Below are 16,826 nucleotides of genomic sequence, written 5' to 3'. Positions count from 1 at the left end.
TTATTTAAATAAGTTGAAATTCATAGAATAAGGAACCAAATCATACAAATGTCCATTAAAACAAATGGTACGGACAAGGTATAATAACAGCACTAAATGAAGGCTGAAATACATACCAATACGCATATGGACATTCTTTATAGATGATATAACGGCTGGAACCAATATGATATACACAAAGAAGAAATAACTATTCATTCGGAGAGTCATTTGAATAAGCACTCCATTAGATTGAAGTAACACTACTAATAATGACAAAAAACAAAAAAGATTCATATTCTCCATTATAAGCTTACTTTTAAAAGAATTAAGCTTATTCCAAAAGATGATAAATAAGATTGAAATGCCCGCAAAAATATAAGTGAATGAGCTTATATGAGTTTCTCGATCTCTTGTCAAATACACAATATATGGAGTATAGGAAATAAGTTTATCTATAGCCAAGCTACCCGCAATAGTCAACAAAAACGCAAGTAATTTGCCTTTTATAGATATAGTCTTATTTAATATATAATATAAAGGAATAAAAACTAAAATCGATTCATGAAAGAAGAATCCTCCCAACAAAAGAGAAACGATATACTTAAATATATTTTTTTGTTCAATATACTTTAATGCAACAATAAAAACAGCGATTGCTAAGTATTGCCTCATCCCATTAAAGGTTGCAATATAAAACGGAGAAATACAATAATAAATAAAAACTGAAATCCAAACACTGTAATTATATCGTTTAATAACATTATATACCAGTATTTGCATGACAACAGCCATTATAAAAAACATGAATTGATAGCTAGCCCCGATATATCGCAAAAAATATAGAATCAAGTTAAATCCTAATTCTCGACTTCCATACCCCTCTTCAAGATTATATATTTTCACATAATTAATATAATCGACTCCTACATAATACCTAAACCCAGAGAAAATGGAAAAAAGAATAAATACACAAATTAGAAAAAAGCAATTTTTAGTAACACTTCCTAAAGAGCAAAAGACCAGTAAGAAAAAATATATAAAAAAATAAGGAAACATCGACCTTTACCGCAAACCTTTTATATAGTAATAAAACAAAAAAAGAGAAACTATACCTGACAAAATAAATGTAGCGCACAAACCATAAACAATTGCTATAACACCCCAATATTGATAAAATATAAGTGAGAAAATAATATATAAAAAGCAAAAAGCATAAGTATTATATCCATTCCACTTTGCTTTTCCAACAGCGAGTAATATATTTCCTAATGGATTCCGAAAAATATATGTAACAAATGTTGCAACCATAAACATCTTATACATATATACACAATCATTATATTGTGCCCCAAATAGATTCTCTACCACAAAATCCCCATATATAATCAATAATAAAAAGACTATAAATGAAATAGGAATTACCACTTTCAGATAGTTATAATAATATCGCTTTAAACAATTACTATCCATATAGTTCCTAGATAAATAGCTAAAATCAGAGATCATCAAAATTCCAGGTAGAGTTAAAAGATTAAAAGGTATTATAGTGGCAACCCTAAAACTTGCTATACTGTGTTCCGGTTCATTCAATATACCTAAAAGCAAAGGAGCAATAGAGAAAATAATCTGGTTAGCAATTGCACTAACACTTGTATGTATTCCATATCCCCAATATTCTTTTTTAGAAATCTCAATCGGGTTACTAAATTGTATATAAGAGATTTTTTTCCTAAACAAAAAGAAAGTCAATAACGGTGCTAATATAAGAGCAGTAATATAGCCATAGTTCTTAAAAAACAAAGTCAAGCAAACCGTCAGTAATAATAATATAACAGAATTGTACACGTTTATTTTAGAATAGGTTCTATTTAAATTTACAATTCGGAAATAACTACGCATTGTTTCTAAAATATAAAAGCTATACAATCCTAGACACATATAAACAATTAAAAGCCACTCATTCTTCATACCCTCAGGTAGAAAAAAAGAATAAACAACTATAATAGCAACAACAATTGAAGTATAGTTTATCCCAACCCTTTGAGTATAATAATAATACTGTTTTTTTTTCAAGAATGAATTCACAATTGAACCAAATCTTAACAACGAATAATTCCCTCCAAATCCTGCAATAACGATTGCTATGGCATATATAGACAATACGTAAGATAATATTCCGTAGTCTTCTTTAGTAAGTAATTGCACAACAATAATAGAAAGTAGTGCGGCACTTATCTTTACCAAAGCTGTAGAGAAAAAGACAGAAAAACCTCCTCTCTTGATAAAACCTGAAATAAAATCTGAATTAATTCTTTTCATTCAAAAAATCCAATTTATAAAAGGGGCTCTCGGAACAATATAACTGATCAGAATAAAGATTCTGTGCCATTTTTATATACTTAGAATTTATATTTGACATTGCATAATACATCTCTGCATACCAAGCTCTTTGTAAATCACTAGATTGGATGTAATTCAACAGAGATTTATTATTTTCAACAAAGTCAATAGCTCGTTCTAATTTATCCCCTATTTCATTATAGTTTAAAATACTTGTAGTTAGTATCTCTGTTTCCCTATTTTTTTTGTAGAGATTCAGCAATCGAGCAAAATCAACAATGTTGACTAACTGATAATCTATATGCCTATTTAAAACAGATAAATCCCTGGAAATAAAACCATTATTAAAAAAGACAGTAGGAAATACAAGTTTAAAAATTATAGGATGAACAATTTTTTCATATACGCAATCAATCAAAAAAGAATTATGTTGTTCTTTCAAAAATAAATTCAAGCAATAATTATCCATTGCCTGCAATTTATTCATCATTTTTCCTTTATTAGTTAATTCCAAAAGTTGATTTATGGAAATAAGACCTTTGTTTATCCAATAGTCTAAATCAAAGTTAAGAAGATGTTCTTTCCTATAGAATTTTAGTAATAGAAGTGTATTCAAAGAATCAATATGAGTATTCAAGGTTAAAGTATTCCTCCAACTCTTACCTGCCACTTTTGATCTAATATGTGAAAAGGGGGTTTTTCCACCATACTCACTTGAATCATGGCAAAACCAAATACCTTCTTTCCATTCAAAAAAATATTTAAATTGTTCATTTGCTATGATTCTGATATTTTTATCTGTATCAAATCCATCTTCACAAGCATACAACAGCGTTCTCAATGCAGAATTTGTCGAACGAAATTGTATATCATAATCTCCTGTAAAGCTACGATGCAATAGTTTTCCATTACCCCAAGTTATACGTCTATCAATGGCTTCTATTATTCTTAATTTATAATCAGAAAGAGATTCTTTTTGAGATTTCTCTATCTCACATAATGCATAAAACATACTTTCCCCACTCATCTCAAAACACCAATCGGAACCTAAACTTCTTGTAATTAGAAACTTTCCATCTAAAGTAAAAATCTGTTTAAATTCTTCGGGAAAACAGATATCACCTATAAGTGACAAACACATTCTTTTCATTTCAGCTGAGTATAAATAGTGTCCCTCAATTCATTTTGTCGTTCCTCAGTAATTATTTCACCTCTAGTAATTAAATCAATAAATTTCTCATTAGGAGCATAAAGAATTTTACGCTGCTCGCATTTATCAATATATTCACTAATAGTGGAAACAACTCTTGCAGGATTTCCTGCTACAACAGAATTAGAAGCTATGTCTTTAGTGACAACACTTCCTGAGCCTATTATCACATCATCACCTACTACAACTCCTGGTAAAATAATACTATTAGCTCCTAAAAAAACACGATTCCCTATTTTAGTCCTTTGTACTCGATACTTACCTGTATGCCAAAGAGTACTAGCATCATGTGCCAATATAATAGATCCTGGTGCAGAAATAAAATCATCACCTATTTCCACTAGTTCTGGAAATAATGTATCAATTAAAGAGTTACTGTAAAAACGTTGGCCATGCTTAAATCTCACTCTAGGAGGATAAATTAAATGATAGACCTTCTTAAAAACTTTCTTTATTATCATATCTTTTCATGTACAAATCCAGCCAATCGTGAATTACATTATTCCATCTAAACTTGTCTATTATTATATCTGAATTCTTACAAGTGAGCTTTTTATAAGGAACAAATTTGTTCAAAACATCATGTAATTCATTTGATATTAATTCCAAACAATCTATTTTCCTATAAAAAATGCCCCACTGATCTAAACAATCATAAGGTAACCACGAACCTGTTATAACTATATTCTGCGCACTTAAATGTTCTAACATCGATCCAGAAAGCATATCTGTAGGTTGTAGCTGAATAAAAATATCAGATGCAACTCTTAAATGTGCAATATCTTCATCAGACAAAAATTGTTCAATTACATTATAATGAAACTTCGAATTAAGAACTGTTTTTTTTATTATACCAATATATTCGGCATCTTTGGGATAGGTTACAGGTAAAAGAAATTCTACCTTATCATGAAAGGGAGACAGCAAAGGAGATCGTTCTATATTCTCTATAATATCAATATGATGTTGTAACCTACTAGCATTATATCCAATAGTTATTACTATTTTGTCTGCACATAATCCTATTTTAGATTTACTAATTCTTGCATTTGCACCACTCCTTAAAATCGAAATCAAACTTTCTAAAGGTTCCAACCCAAAACGACATAAAACGATCTTGGAAAGAAAAGAACTCTTTTGATAACAAGCTTTAAATTCTTCTATAACTTTATCCGATGCAATAGTTATATGATCTGCTCTATTAAATAGCACAGTCATATTTTTTTTCCTATCTTCCGATGCACGTAAAAAATCACTTCCCCATATTGAAACAATTAACTTTCCACGGATATATTTCGAAAAGAACCTAATATCTCGTACTATTATATTCTCAACATAATGAATATGAACTACATCATAAAAATCAAGTCTTTTAATATATTTACGAAACAATATATGTTGATAAAGAACTTTTAAGAAACGATTTTTTTGAAAAAAAGACGGTACTATTAAAGCATAAATATTATTATAAAATTTATCAGAAGGAAAAAAGAGATCTGAACTATCTTGAGAAAGAATATCAATTTCTAAATCTGAATTAAGATAAACTTTTTTTAGAGTCTTCACATAATTGTATATAAACTGATGACTTCGATTTCCAATTATTAGAACCTTCATGCCTATAATAATTGACTATTTATTAATAATTGAGAAATACTCATTCCAATTACCTACATCAATCCAAGATTTTTCACTAACAGGAAAAACCCCTATTCTTCTATTTTCTTTTCTTAGTTTATCTATTAGAGAAGTTATATGATAAAATTGTCCTTCTGGAATCTCATCCAATAAGTTGGGTTCAAGAATATACAGTCCCGTATTTATCTTAAAAGTCAAGTCAGGCTTTTCTACGATTGAATCTAACAGACCATTTTCCTTAGTATAAAGAACGCCATAAGCTATTGGATAATTTTTAAGAGCCGCAACAACAGTCAATTCATTTTTATTTTCTTTGTGATACTTCAGTATCTGACTGTAATCTTCATTAATTATAATATCACAATTGGACACAAAAAAGGTAGTGTGTATTTTATCTCTCATTAATGTTAAGCTACCAGCAGTTCCCAAGGGCACATTCTCTTGAAAATAGTTTATTCGATATGACGAATCTTTGAGAGTAGAAAAATAATGTTTGATAACATCTGCTTTATAATTTACAGAAACATAAAAGTTATTACTTCCACATTTAACAAAACGATCCATAATATCCTCCATAAAAGTTTTCTCTCCAATAGGGATTAATGGCTTAGGAATAATATTTGTTAACGGTTTTAAACGTGTTCCCTGCCCACCTGCCATAATAACTATTGGAAGATCAAACTGATCTATTGGAGCATTATCTTCATTGGGGAAAAGCTCACTCCACATTAAAACTTTAACAAGCCTCCTCTCGGTATTCAGAATTGGAATAAACTCCATTCTATAAGACATCATTAAAGTTCTGATTTCATCAAGGCTTAAAGTGTCGTCAGCAGTAATAATTCTATCTCGTAAAATATTCTTAATAGGCGTATCCAAGGATTTATTACCAATTATAGCGCGTTGAATATCTCCAATACTAACCAAACCGAAATATTCTCCTTCTGAAAACACTAATAAAAGCTTCCTGTTACATTTATCCATTTGCTCCAATGTATGCAATATGGAAACATTTATATCCACAATCAACTGTTGGTAATCCATTTCTTTAGTATCTATTAATACCGTCTCCTATATACTCTTAAGCTCCCTCCATTACTTGTACACATACTATTTGCTTCTATTACTCTATCAATGTAACATAATGCATCAATCTGACAATCATCTTTTATTTCAAGTCCTTGAAATACAAAAGAATTTGCACCAAATAAACATCCATTCCCAATTTTTACATTACCACTAATTCTGGCTCCCGGATTAAAGAAACAATCAGAACCAACAACGACATCATGCCCAATAGTCACATTGTAATTAATCAGATTTGAATTTCCAATAAGAGCATTGGAAGAAATAACAGCATTAGCGGCCAAATAATTACCCTTACCTAATATAGCTGAAGGAGAAACATAAGAAGATGGATGAATGACATTATCAAGTACACTGTTAAATCCACCAAAAAGATCAACAAACCGTAAGCGTAAAGTTCTGTTGGTAAATCCTATAATATAATGAGAAACCTCAATTGTAGATAATCTATCTAATAAAGACGAGTCTCTAATATAAGTTTGTAAAATAGGAGGTTCTTCATCTGATATAACGTTATAAACAGCAAAATATTTATCCTTAAAAAACTGATCTACAGTTTCTCGGATTTCCAAGGCAGTACTACTACCACCAACAATAAAAAGAGTAGGTTTCATCACTAAATAGTACCGTTATCAACAAATATATTTTGTCCTGTTATAGAGCAAGCTTTCTTTGATAATAGAAAAGCGACAGTTTCTGCCACAGAACGTACATCAGTAGCCTGTTTTAAAGAAGTCCTTTTGTAAATACGATCTTTCTGTTCTTCTGTTAAAGAAGAGCTCATCGCCGTTTCCATAAAACCAGGTACCACCACATTAGAACGAATACCTAACTGTCCCCATTCTCTAGCAGTATCTTTGGAAAATGCTTCTAATGCCCCTTTACTAGAAGCATACATAGATAACCCTTTATACCCTGTATGAACACTTATAGAAGATATATGTATTATACTTCCTTGAATATGATGTAATAACATATTACGAATTGCATATTTAGTCAACAGCATCGGAGAGAATACATTCACGTTATACATTACCCTTAACTTATCTATTTGTAAGTTGGTAATAATATCATCATAAGCCACAGCTGCATTATTTACATAACCATCTAATGGGACTGAGTTAGTAAGAAACTCTTTAAAAATGATCTTGTGAATATTGGTCGTATCTGAGAGATCAACACTTTTAAAAAAGAGTTTACTTTCATATTTTTCTTCAAGTATTCGGAATTCATTCGAATAACTACGAGAAACTCCATAAACAACATGTCCTTCCTCCAACAAAACTCTACAAATCTCAAGGCCCACCCCACGAGAACAACCTGTAACTAATATATTCATGTTCGTTTTAATTTTCCTGTTCTTGTTAATGCTATATTCTCCACAAATTTTATTTTACGTGGAATTTTAAACTCTTGTAACTTATCAGCCAACCAGTGACGAATATCCAATTCAGACAAACTACATCCCTCCTCAATCTTTATTTCAGCGCAAAGAATATTACCTAAAACAGAATTTGGTTTGCCATAAACAAAAGCCTGTTGAACACCATCAAATTGCATCATGACGCTCTCAACCTCTCCAGGATTTATTTTATACCCACCAACATTTATCAGTTCATTCTTACGACTTTTAAAACGAAATAATCCTTTATCAGAGTCAATCCATTCTATTAAATCACCAGAATGATAATAATCTCCTACACATGAAAAGCTATCAGATTTACCCAAAAGAGAATTATGAATTAATAATTCTTCATCCTCAACTTTAATCTTATCCTTCAATTCGACTGGAATCTGAAATAAATCTCCTTTTGCTGCAAACAAAGAACCAGCTTCAGTTGAAGCATATATATTATTTATTCGAGCATTCGGAAATATCAAAAGCATTGATTCATAAAGTTTAGTATTAGATTTCTCCCCTCCTAAAGTCACTCTACACACTTCAGGATAAGATTTCTCTACTGGTAACAATAAACGATAAAAGGTGGGAGTAGCAGAAATATGAGTTACATGGTATTCCGAAAGCAATTCATATACTTCAACTCGGTTTTTATTAAAAACATTTATTAAAGCATTTTTATTTGCAAAAGCCTGAAAAAAGACTTGCAAACCAGCCATGTGAGTCGGGTTAAAAGCAAAAGCCCATATTTGAGAATGATATTTAAAAGAAACTCTTGTCGAACGAGTCAACGTCCCAATAGTATGTACTACTTTTTTGGGCTGCCCTGTGGTACCAGATGTGAATATAGTTATTTCTGATTTTGAGGTTAAAACCCTATTTATCAGATCATCTATATCTGCTTTATCATCAAAAAGAATATTCCTAGGCTTATTTATATCTGTATTTTCTATTCCTTCTAATTCATTCATTTTAGTATCTGAGTCTAAAAGAATTAGAGGCTGATCGGAAATCAAAGATAAGATCATATTCAAAAAGAAATCATATAAATTATTCGTCTGCATCAGTGGAATGTATGACTTTGCTTCATTTATCCGTTGCAACAGATCTTCATAAGTATATGATTTATGTTGATCTACTAAAAACAGTCCCATATTAACGTAACTTCTCAATTATTTCACCAACAGTATTTACTAACCCATCCTCGAAAATATCAATATCAAATTCATCCTCTATTCGAACGGTAAGTTCTGCCAAATCAAATGAAGTAAATCCAATATCATCTCTTAAAGTATCACTTAAGTTAATAACACTCAATTCTGACAATTTTTTAGCTTTCCTTATCTCATTGATAATAATTAAAATCTTCTCTTCCATATTTTTTATAATCTTACACTACTTGGTATATTCACAATTCTTTCTTCCAACCACACAGTATTCTCCAAACCATCCGTCTCGCATCCCCGAAACATCTCAAGCCTATTCATCAATTCCCAAACAGGGCGGGTCATTACACCATGGTCATTCGTATATTCAAGGAAAGACTGTTGGGCCCGACGGTCTTTCAGAAGTACAGCGTTCAACCAATAGTTAGAACGGCTGTTCGCAGGCTCAACAACAAACTCAACATCAGGAATACGAGAGAAAAACTCACGATACCGTTCCGCTGTCTCACGTTTATTGACAACATACCTGTCAAGATTCTCCATTTGGGCACAACCCAATGCGGCATTGATATTAGGCATACGGTAATTGTAACCGATATGGTCATGAACAAATGCCCAACGGTGCGGAACTTTGGCCTGGGTCGTCAAATGTTTGGCAAACTTGCCCAGCTCTTCGTCCTGGAAAAGCAACATACCCCCACCACCGGTGGTGATCGTTTTATTACCATTAAAACTGATGGCTCCCACTCTTCCGAAAGTACCCGTATGACGGCCTTTATAGAAACTGCCGATACTTTCGGCCGCATCCTCGACAAGTTCTATATGATATTCGTTGCACACTGCCGACAATTCGTCAATCTTCATAGGATGCCCGAACGTATGCATAGGAACACAAACTTTGATACGGCGTCCCGTCTTCTTATTATAACACTGTCCATTCCTTACTTCCGCATGCGTAGACAACCACCTTTTCACAGCAAGAGGAGAAAGACCCAAAGTATCTCTATCCACATCAAGAAATACAGGATGTGCGCCAATATAACTGATGGCGTTACAGGTAGCAATAAAAGTAAGAGCCTGAGTTAAAACTTCATCATCACGCTCAACACCGACAAGAAGCATACCCATGTGCAATGCATTAGTACCACTCACACAGACAACAGCTCTTTTTGAGCCGGTATAGGAAGCAACCTGCTCCTCAAAGCGATCGACAAACTTGCCCACACTCGAGACAAAAGTAGTATCAATGCATTCTGCAAGGTATTTTTTTTCGTTACCGATAAATAAAGGAGCGTGCAACGGAACAAATTCATCCGTACCAAACAAGCTATGGATGAAAGTAGTTATATTATTATACATACTTGTAAACATTACATTTTCTGATCCAGATTCTTTCCTTTCTCCACGTGTTCAAAATTGGGAAGAAATCTTTTAAGTGCAGTCACGATATCAGACTTATGGCAATCCGGAAGGGCAAAGAGGGACTCCAACTCATCAAAGAAGGAATCCAATTCAGACAAAGGACGTTTACTGACATCCTCAATCACACCCAAAGAAGAAAAACGTTCCAGGTTCAACCGCTCACCGGGCACATAGAACTCTTCGTAGCCTTTCTCACCCGTGGTATCACTTTCAAAATAAACAACAGGATATATCTTGCTGTCATCCGGCATTTCGGCAGCATATCTTCTGGCTTCTTCATCTGTAGCACACTCTTTCTTTTCATAGCCCAGAGTACGGAGGAAACGGTCACAGATAGAAGAAAAAGTGATCATCTTTTCCTCACCTAACTTTGGAAAGAAAATCTCTCCGTTATTCCCAAGAATACAGGCAAGCATACAGATCTGACCGCTTTCCTCAGGTGAAACGAAATAGCGTTTCACGTCATTGGGGGCAGCCAAAGGCTGTTTCTTCATGATACGGTCAATAAAACCGGCCAATAAAGAGCCGTTAGAAAAGGCAACATTGGCAAAGCGGGCAGTAGTGACCTTAAATTTAGAGGAGTAGGCCATTATCATATCTTCCATGATACGTTTACTGGCACCCATTATATTCACAGGATTGGCAGCCTTATCCGTAGAAACACAAAAGAAATGACGGGGAGGAAATTCCGATAACAGATCAAGCAGTTTCTTGGCTTTGATTACATTATTCTCAATCAAGGCCTGTACAGAATATTCGTCTTTCTCACTCCGTACATGCTTGTGTGCCGAAAAATTGGCTACAATATCAAAACCCTGCTCCTTACGGAACATCCGCTCGAAGATGGGATCTGCAAAGTTCAAGGTATAAGTACGATACTCTTCCGGAATATGCAGCCCATAAGTGGAACGCAAATCACGGGTAAGTTCGGCCAATCCATTCTCGTTTAAATCGATCACAACAAGTTTAGAAGGCTTAAAAGGAAGAATGGCTTTTATATAGGAAGAACCGATAGAACCGGCACCGCCAATTACCAATAAACTCTTACCTTCAACCTCCTGGCGAAGACGATCACTGTTTGCTGCAATATCGGGAGCAAACATGCTGGAACGACGAAAAGTGATATTATCGCCAATAAAATTATCTACATTAAGCATATTTTATATTATTCATCAAAAATGCATATAATCAGTCTTCTATCTCGCTACATGGATAGCTATTCTCTTCCATTGTCTGCAATGTTTCCATCACTTCCAATTCTTCTTCTGAGAGCGCCCTGCTTTTCCAGCCATCCATTATTTGATGTGCTTCTTGTGCCAAATCTTCCTCGAATACCTCGCCATAGCAATATGTCAGCAATTGACATTTTAATAGAGAAGCGGGAAGATGATCTAACACAGCAAAAGAGCGATCTAAAATGCTTTGTATCTTAGATTCTTTGTCGCCATCATTGTAAATGGTAGCATTATAACCCATTAACAGGGATAGACAAATCGCTGCTTCTTCCTCAAAAATGGCACCTTTCATAGAGAAAAGGGCTTCGGACAAGCGAAAAACTTCGGTGTTCAGTTGACGGAAATGATCGGTATAGATGGGAGAGCCATCCGTACCAAGATAAAGCAACTCACGGGCAATGTGTTGCAGATTTTGGACTTGATTCATATAATTTTGAAATTACGAATTACGCTGAAAGAATACGAAGGTAACTTTTAGGTACTTTGACGCTGGCAGACAGAACCCCATGAATGCGGATCACCACATAGGTGCGATTGGCAAGGCTGGATAACTCACCTTCGATACCACAAAACTCTCCTTTGACAACCTGTACTTTTGTACCCACGGTAAGAGGAAGGTCGTCAAAAGTTACATTTTCCGGAGCTAAATCCATCACAAACTTAAAGTCCTCCATCTGCTTGTTGGGGACGATGAGCAAAGTATGGGTATAAAGATCCTTCATATAAAATAAAGGAACGTGATCATCCTTCGTGATGGACCAGGCACGCTCTTTGGTAGTCCGGACAAAAATAAGATTCTTGATAACAGGAACTTCTACCCTACGACGACGATATTTCAGTTGGCGAATGACAAATTGTGTAGGAAGAAAGTATTCTATTCCAAGCTTTTCTAAAGCATTACGAATAGCAAACTCCTGATCCTTCTTTGTCCGAGCGGCAAACCAATACTCCTGTTGTTCAGACATTTATTGTTGGAAATTAAAACTCGATAGGTTACTTTCGGGTGCGCTACGCGGTTTGGACGAGACATCTTTTCTCATTCAAACCGTAAGTATTTCCGAAAATATTTATAGTGGTAAAACGGACGAAATTGTTTCAAAAAACGTTCGTTTATAAACACAAAGGTAAGGCACATTTTTATAACAACAAAATATTTTTATAAATAAATTGCTTTTTTCTCTTTTTTACTAAAACACACTGCTGATAATGAAGGAGTTATGAATAAAAAATAGTGTTTTTATCTATATTTTTTTTCATAAGAACGGGATTTTTCAAAAAGGTCAAAAAAAGGTGTTTCAAATGACGAACGTTTTTTGAAACAATTCCCCCTATTTTTTCTATAAATTCTACATAACGTATATGTTTGTAGCCCAATAATAGGTATCCCACCCTCCTATCACTTACACACAAGATTTTCTCCTCTTACGCGCACGTAAGCACATCTGCTTTTCAAAAAGATACAATATATTTGCCGGAATTATATAAATTATTCAAGTTTCGGAAGTGTAAACCCTCGTTTATAGTTGACAAAAAAGCAAGTACCCCGGCTTTCGCCCGAAAAGTCCATCCGTGAGGCAGAGAAGCGAATTTCAGACTTAACCATCTGAAAAACAACATCTTTAAAAAGTAAGATTTCTGTTCTCAAAAGCTTTGTTTTAACATAGAGTTAAAGCTTGTTCTTTGGATGCGAATAACAAATTCTTTAAATGCAAAAGACTTGTTATTTGCGCATAAGAATAAGACAGCCTAAAAAAAGCGTTAACAATGTTAATTGAAGAAAGGTATAAGGATGAAGATACCGGTTCAGACGGCATAAATTCACTTCTAAGACTTGGGTGCACTCGGAGCAAATGCGATGAATGTATAACGGAAAGAGATTCACCACAGGGTTTCACAGAGTAAAAATGATAAAGAATAAAACTCAGTGAGACTCTGTGAAACCCTGTGGTAAATCATTCTCCTTTTGCCTTCATCAGTTTTCCGGCTTTGAGATCAATATAATAAAGCATTCCCCGGGCTATCTCCATACGCCCGATTTCCTTGTCTGGAAATTCGGCTAACAGCCCCAACAAATCGCCCGTCTCGGGGTCATAGCGCTGTATCTTCCCACTCTTTTGTACTGACATCAGGAGCTCTCCGCCATAGGACAGCAGTCCCAAAGGCTGTATGGCGTCGTACTTAAATACGGCATCGGAAGTGATATGTGTCTCTTCGCCAAACACAATTTCCATTTTTGAGGGAGTAAACACTTGCAGGCTTTTGTTGTACCAGTCGGTGAGGTACATGCGCCCGTTATGCTCCGCCATGCCATGAATGCGGGGCTGATAGTCATATCCGATCCCTTCGGGTACCTTTACCTTTCCGATCCAGGGGACACGAAACGCAGGCTCGGTAACAGCTTCATAAATCCAATAACCGCGAATGGTATTTTTATCACGCACCATCAGCCTATCGCCGCATTCGCGAAGACCGTAACAATGAGTCATGCTGTAAATATCGTCACCCCACTTTCCGTCCGAACGCCCGATGGCATTGACGAACTGAAGGGTACGGCGGTCGAAAACGTTAATACGGGAGTTGTACATGCCCACAAAAATATAACGGTCCGAAACAGCCATATCTCCTATCTCAGCGTTAAATGTCTCTTTAGTATCTTTCCGCATCCACGAATCGATGCGTCCGATCAGCTCGCCTGTCGTCAAGTTCAACAAAAGAACAGAACGGTCGGCGGCATTATTGTTGGCAACAAATAATGTATCCCCTTTGACCCGTACGGACCGGGGAGTAAAATTGGCCGGAAGCACTCCGGGAATAATCACTTCGCCGGCATCGGTAAACGTGGTATAAACCGGTTCTTCGGGAGAGGTATTGCCTTTATCAGCCGGTTCTTCGTCCTTGGAACAGGATACACAACAGGCAGCAGACAGCAATAATAACAGATATAAAAATTTTAAATTCATGTTTACTTATTTTTTTGAATTTCATTCACTACAGGGTTTCACAGAGTCTCACAGAGTTTTGTACTCTATATTTTCACTCCGTGAGACTCTGTGATCCTCTGTCGTGAGCTTTTTTAGTCCAACTCGGATATTTCAACAAACATTACTTTTCCCTGTATCAGGCGCGGAGCGTTCGCGTTCCGACCTGAAAGATAGAACATATCGTTATGGAAAAAGAGGCGTCCCGGAGTACCGAATCCCATTCCTCCGGCAAAAGAAGAGTAAGCGTCCTTCTCCTCTCCGGTGAGGAGATTTACTCTTACGATACGGTTATTGGCACAGACAACGTACATTTCATCCTGAAAGAATCCCATACTCAACGGCTTGCTTTGCATACGGTAGGAACGGACAAAGCGGACCGGCTCTCCTTTCGTGGTGACGGTGGAGGGATCGATTACGAGGATACGCGAACTTTCATAGTCCGATACGTAAATAAGTTCCTTGTAACGTGCCACGGTCTCGAGGTTAAATCCATTGTTGGAAGTTGTGCTGTCGGTGTTCTGGGCAAACACGGGGACCTTGAAACGATTTTCCGGTGTACAGTCCGAAAGCTGTACCACCTTGATTTTTTGTTTATCACGAATAAACAGTTTGTCACCGGCTACTTCGGCAGACTCGCATTGCAACAACGAGCTCGACTGCCAACCTGTACGCCCGATAGTGGTTACATACGTATAATCGTTCCGGCGAAACATGTCGATCCGGGAAGAGCGGTTCACCACAAAAATATAATCGCTGTTGACGGCTACATCCATCACTTGATTATCGAACTTTTCAGCTTTTCCGTCATACGTCCAACCTGTCAACGAGTAAAGCAATTCGCCGGTGGAGGCACGAACAATCCGGACACCATCCGATCCGTCGGCACAGTTGGCTATAAAAAGGGTATCACCCAAACGGCGCATTCCCACAGGATTATAGTTCTGTGTACCTACACCGATAGCTGCCGCATCCAGCTCTTTCTCAAAAGTCAGTGTAAGGATGGAATCGGTAGTGAAACCGAACCCCGGCATATTGTTTTTATCACATGCGGCAAAAGTGAGCAGCAAAGTCGCCACTACCATAAAAATGCTGTATCTTTTCATCATAACTCTATGTCGGGATTATCGGCATCGTTGATACCGGGGTTATAATCATTGTAACTCTTGAATGGATTGATGACATAAGGCAACATCCGGTGTTTCATCATGTAACGGTATACTTTCGGCACAATCTCGTCGGGCATTGATCCATAACACAAGCTGCTGGAATGGCCGTAACCCAGACAGTGTCCCAATTCGTGAATCCAGACATGAAGCACCCAATTGCAATCTATCGCTACCCGGTTCTGGTAAAAGAAGCCCGAAAGATATTCCTCACGCAATCCCAGTGCGTTTCCTCCGCCAAGTCCGGCGATCCCGGGCCCGGTGACTACTCCGAACACCAGACTTTGCTTATTCAGAATGGATTTCAACAATCCCTCACGGTCAATCTCCTTCCCTGCATCGTTATGGATGCTGCCTTTATAATTCATCAATGAATCACGAAAAATTCCGGAACTGAACATAACGGCCATATTTACCGCTGAAGTGGCATAATAACGGGCTGCATTGGGCGTCATCACTCCCCAGTTACCACTACCGTATTTTCCCATCTGAATGCGGGTCTTCATCTTGATGGTTTTCAACATATCGAATACAGAATCGTTGCATGTAAGCAACAGTTCGTACTGATCGGGAGAAAGCAAAGCCAGATTGTTGACACGGACAGGCTTGCCGCTTTTGGAGGGATAGACTGCCTCGCCCATCTTCAGCGGAGAATCCAACCGGATGTTGTAAAAGCCCGGAACTTCTTCAAACTGCATCAGATGGATGGTATCACGCAAATGGGGCATCGTAAGCCATACGGAGACTTCTTTGAAATCGTGGGCCATACCATTGAACAGGCGGAGCTTTCCGTCTGTCATCGATACATTAAGCGGTTGGTTCACATAGAAGGCACGATCGGCCGAAACAATGTCATCAACGCTCTCACCATCTTCAAACATCTGTTCTCCCTGATTGAGAAACTCCTCTGCCGAAATTTTAGTCAAGGCAGGCGGTGTGCCAAAGGCATTGAGAATGTCGACGGTATCATCATCCTGGCAAGCAAACAGAGAGAGTGCCAGAAGCGAAATACCTAAAACTTTCTTTTTGTTCATAGTGTAGGGTTTATTTGTTTTTTGAGGGCGCAAAGATAATACAAAAAGGGAAAATGCAAATAAAGGTGTCCAAATACTGTCCGCCAATCGACAGAGAAACCGCATCTCAAATAAAAACAGGCAAATCTTATCCGATCCCAAACGATTCTTTGTAAATTTGCACATACTTA

The 16,826-nt window shown here is 36.3% G+C and carries 17 protein-coding genes and 1 pseudogene; 1 reads left to right on the top strand and 17 read right to left on the bottom strand.

Features of this window, described 5'->3' with window-relative positions; all coding sequences use genetic code 11:
• The 14 genes from JZY04_RS00650 to upaY are packed head-to-tail and all read right to left on the bottom strand — an operon-like array spanning position 1 to position 12,443.
• Positions 1-1,038: an EpsG family protein gene (locus tag JZY04_RS00650; RefSeq protein WP_220575437.1), complete on the bottom strand. Its 1,038-nt coding sequence runs from the start codon at positions 1,036-1,038 to the stop codon at positions 1-3.
• A gap of 6 nt (positions 1,039-1,044) precedes the next feature.
• A complete protein-coding gene (locus JZY04_RS00645) occupies positions 1,045-2,301 on the bottom strand; it encodes a lipopolysaccharide biosynthesis protein (RefSeq protein ID WP_022011137.1) in 1,257 nt (418 codons plus the stop codon).
• Positions 2,288-3,472, bottom strand: a complete 1,185-nt coding sequence (locus JZY04_RS00640; RefSeq protein WP_005776102.1) for a hypothetical protein — start codon at positions 3,470-3,472, stop codon at positions 2,288-2,290. Before JZY04_RS00640 ends, JZY04_RS00645 begins: the two co-directional genes overlap by 14 nt.
• Positions 3,469-3,993 carry a DapH/DapD/GlmU-related protein gene (locus JZY04_RS00635; RefSeq protein WP_005776101.1) on the bottom strand — a complete coding sequence of 175 codons (525 nt, stop codon included), beginning with the start codon at positions 3,991-3,993 and terminating at the stop codon, positions 3,469-3,471. Before JZY04_RS00635 ends, JZY04_RS00640 begins: the two co-directional genes overlap by 4 nt.
• The gene (locus tag JZY04_RS00630; protein ID WP_122143569.1) at positions 3,971-5,149 is read right to left on the bottom strand and encodes a glycosyltransferase; all 1,179 of its coding nucleotides are present in this window, start codon (positions 5,147-5,149) and stop codon (positions 3,971-3,973) included. Before JZY04_RS00630 ends, JZY04_RS00635 begins: the two co-directional genes overlap by 23 nt.
• 15 nt (positions 5,150-5,164) lie before the next feature.
• On the bottom strand, positions 5,165-6,214 hold the full coding sequence (locus JZY04_RS00625) for a nucleotidyltransferase family protein (protein ID WP_022011134.1): 1,050 nt from the start codon (positions 6,212-6,214) through the stop codon (positions 5,165-5,167).
• A gap of 14 nt (positions 6,215-6,228) precedes the next feature.
• Positions 6,229-6,870 (bottom strand): acetyltransferase, encoded by a 642-nt coding sequence (locus JZY04_RS00620; RefSeq protein ID WP_122143570.1) that lies wholly within the window; start codon positions 6,868-6,870, stop codon positions 6,229-6,231.
• 2 nt (positions 6,871-6,872) lie between these two features.
• Complete coding sequence (locus tag JZY04_RS00615; RefSeq protein WP_005776096.1) at positions 6,873-7,595, bottom strand: SDR family oxidoreductase; 723 nt, start codon at positions 7,593-7,595, stop codon at positions 6,873-6,875.
• Positions 7,592-8,809, bottom strand: a complete 1,218-nt coding sequence (locus tag JZY04_RS00610) for a fatty acid--CoA ligase family protein (RefSeq protein ID WP_122143571.1) — start codon at positions 8,807-8,809, stop codon at positions 7,592-7,594. The genes JZY04_RS00615 and JZY04_RS00610 overlap by 4 nt, the downstream gene beginning before the upstream one ends.
• 1 nt (position 8,810) lies before the next feature.
• Positions 8,811-9,032 carry a phosphopantetheine-binding protein gene (locus JZY04_RS00605; RefSeq protein ID WP_122143572.1) on the bottom strand — a complete coding sequence of 74 codons (222 nt, stop codon included), beginning with the start codon at positions 9,030-9,032 and terminating at the stop codon, positions 8,811-8,813.
• Between the two features lie 5 nt (positions 9,033-9,037).
• Positions 9,038-10,180 (bottom strand): LegC family aminotransferase, encoded by a 1,143-nt coding sequence (locus JZY04_RS00600; protein ID WP_122143577.1) that lies wholly within the window; start codon positions 10,178-10,180, stop codon positions 9,038-9,040.
• Positions 10,181-10,191: 11 nt separating this feature from the next.
• Positions 10,192-11,400: a UDP-N-acetylglucosamine 4,6-dehydratase gene (locus tag JZY04_RS00595; protein ID WP_032540995.1), complete on the bottom strand. Its 1,209-nt coding sequence runs from the start codon at positions 11,398-11,400 to the stop codon at positions 10,192-10,194.
• A gap of 31 nt (positions 11,401-11,431) precedes the next feature.
• A complete protein-coding gene (locus JZY04_RS00590) occupies positions 11,432-11,905 on the bottom strand; it encodes a UpxZ family transcription anti-terminator antagonist (RefSeq protein ID WP_122143573.1) in 474 nt (157 codons plus the stop codon).
• Positions 11,906-11,924: 19 nt separating this feature from the next.
• Positions 11,925-12,443, bottom strand: coding sequence for a capsular polysaccharide transcription antiterminator UpaY (gene upaY, locus JZY04_RS00585; RefSeq protein ID WP_005776089.1), 519 nt, complete (start codon positions 12,441-12,443; stop codon positions 11,925-11,927).
• 715 nt (positions 12,444-13,158) lie between these two features.
• On the opposite strand from upaY, the pseudogene JZY04_RS21170 reads away from it, so the two are divergent.
• Positions 13,159-13,380: pseudogene (locus tag JZY04_RS21170) on the top strand (hypothetical protein).
• Between the two features lie 50 nt (positions 13,381-13,430).
• Here JZY04_RS21170 and JZY04_RS00580 read toward each other — a convergent pair.
• From JZY04_RS00580 to JZY04_RS00570, 3 genes are all read right to left on the bottom strand, one after another.
• Complete coding sequence (locus JZY04_RS00580) at positions 13,431-14,438, bottom strand: hypothetical protein (RefSeq protein ID WP_122143574.1); 1,008 nt, start codon at positions 14,436-14,438, stop codon at positions 13,431-13,433.
• 113 nt (positions 14,439-14,551) lie between these two features.
• Complete coding sequence (locus JZY04_RS00575) at positions 14,552-15,565, bottom strand: hypothetical protein (protein WP_122143575.1); 1,014 nt, start codon at positions 15,563-15,565, stop codon at positions 14,552-14,554.
• The gene (locus JZY04_RS00570; RefSeq protein WP_005809599.1) at positions 15,562-16,656 is read right to left on the bottom strand and encodes a hypothetical protein; all 1,095 of its coding nucleotides are present in this window, start codon (positions 16,654-16,656) and stop codon (positions 15,562-15,564) included. Before JZY04_RS00570 ends, JZY04_RS00575 begins: the two co-directional genes overlap by 4 nt.
• Positions 16,657-16,826: the final 170 nt, after the last annotated feature.

Source organism: Bacteroides sp. 11BF (assembly GCF_019633765.1).
GTDB lineage: Bacteria > Bacteroidota > Bacteroidia > Bacteroidales > Bacteroidaceae > Bacteroides > Bacteroides hominis.
The sequence above is the reverse complement of the archived record's forward strand: the minus strand, read 5'-3'. Positions and strand labels throughout refer to the sequence as shown.

Bases quoted from the DNA above. Each gene is read 5' to 3' on its own strand.
- JZY04_RS00580 (WP_122143574.1), bottom strand. From the start codon at position 14,438: ATGAATTTAAAATTTTTATATCTGTTATTATTGCTGTCTGCTGCCTGT.
- JZY04_RS00575 (WP_122143575.1), bottom strand. From the start codon at position 15,565: ATGATGAAAAGATACAGCATTTTTATGGTAGTGGCGACTTTGCTGCTC.
- upaY (WP_005776089.1), bottom strand. From the start codon at position 12,443: ATGTCTGAACAACAGGAGTATTGGTTTGCCGCTCGGACAAAGAAGGAT.
- JZY04_RS00620 (WP_122143570.1), bottom strand. From the start codon at position 6,870: ATGAAACCTACTCTTTTTATTGTTGGTGGTAGTAGTACTGCCTTGGAA.
- JZY04_RS00600 (WP_122143577.1), bottom strand. From the start codon at position 10,180: ATGTATAATAATATAACTACTTTCATCCATAGCTTGTTTGGTACGGAT.
- JZY04_RS00590 (WP_122143573.1), bottom strand. From the start codon at position 11,905: ATGAATCAAGTCCAAAATCTGCAACACATTGCCCGTGAGTTGCTTTAT.
- JZY04_RS00615 (WP_005776096.1), bottom strand. From the start codon at position 7,595: ATGAATATATTAGTTACAGGTTGTTCTCGTGGGGTGGGCCTTGAGATT.
- JZY04_RS00595 (WP_032540995.1), bottom strand. From the start codon at position 11,400: ATGCTTAATGTAGATAATTTTATTGGCGATAATATCACTTTTCGTCGT.
- JZY04_RS00605 (WP_122143572.1), bottom strand. From the start codon at position 9,032: ATGGAAGAGAAGATTTTAATTATTATCAATGAGATAAGGAAAGCTAAA.
- JZY04_RS00630 (WP_122143569.1), bottom strand. From the start codon at position 5,149: ATGAAGGTTCTAATAATTGGAAATCGAAGTCATCAGTTTATATACAAT.
- JZY04_RS00625 (WP_022011134.1), bottom strand. From the start codon at position 6,214: ATGGATTACCAACAGTTGATTGTGGATATAAATGTTTCCATATTGCAT.
- JZY04_RS00650 (WP_220575437.1), bottom strand. From the start codon at position 1,038: ATGTTTCCTTATTTTTTTATATATTTTTTCTTACTGGTCTTTTGCTCT.
- JZY04_RS00640 (WP_005776102.1), bottom strand. From the start codon at position 3,472: ATGAAAAGAATGTGTTTGTCACTTATAGGTGATATCTGTTTTCCCGAA.
- JZY04_RS00570 (WP_005809599.1), bottom strand. From the start codon at position 16,656: ATGAACAAAAAGAAAGTTTTAGGTATTTCGCTTCTGGCACTCTCTCTG.
- JZY04_RS00645 (WP_022011137.1), bottom strand. From the start codon at position 2,301: ATGAAAAGAATTAATTCAGATTTTATTTCAGGTTTTATCAAGAGAGGA.
- JZY04_RS00635 (WP_005776101.1), bottom strand. From the start codon at position 3,993: ATGATAATAAAGAAAGTTTTTAAGAAGGTCTATCATTTAATTTATCCT.
- JZY04_RS00610 (WP_122143571.1), bottom strand. From the start codon at position 8,809: ATGGGACTGTTTTTAGTAGATCAACATAAATCATATACTTATGAAGAT.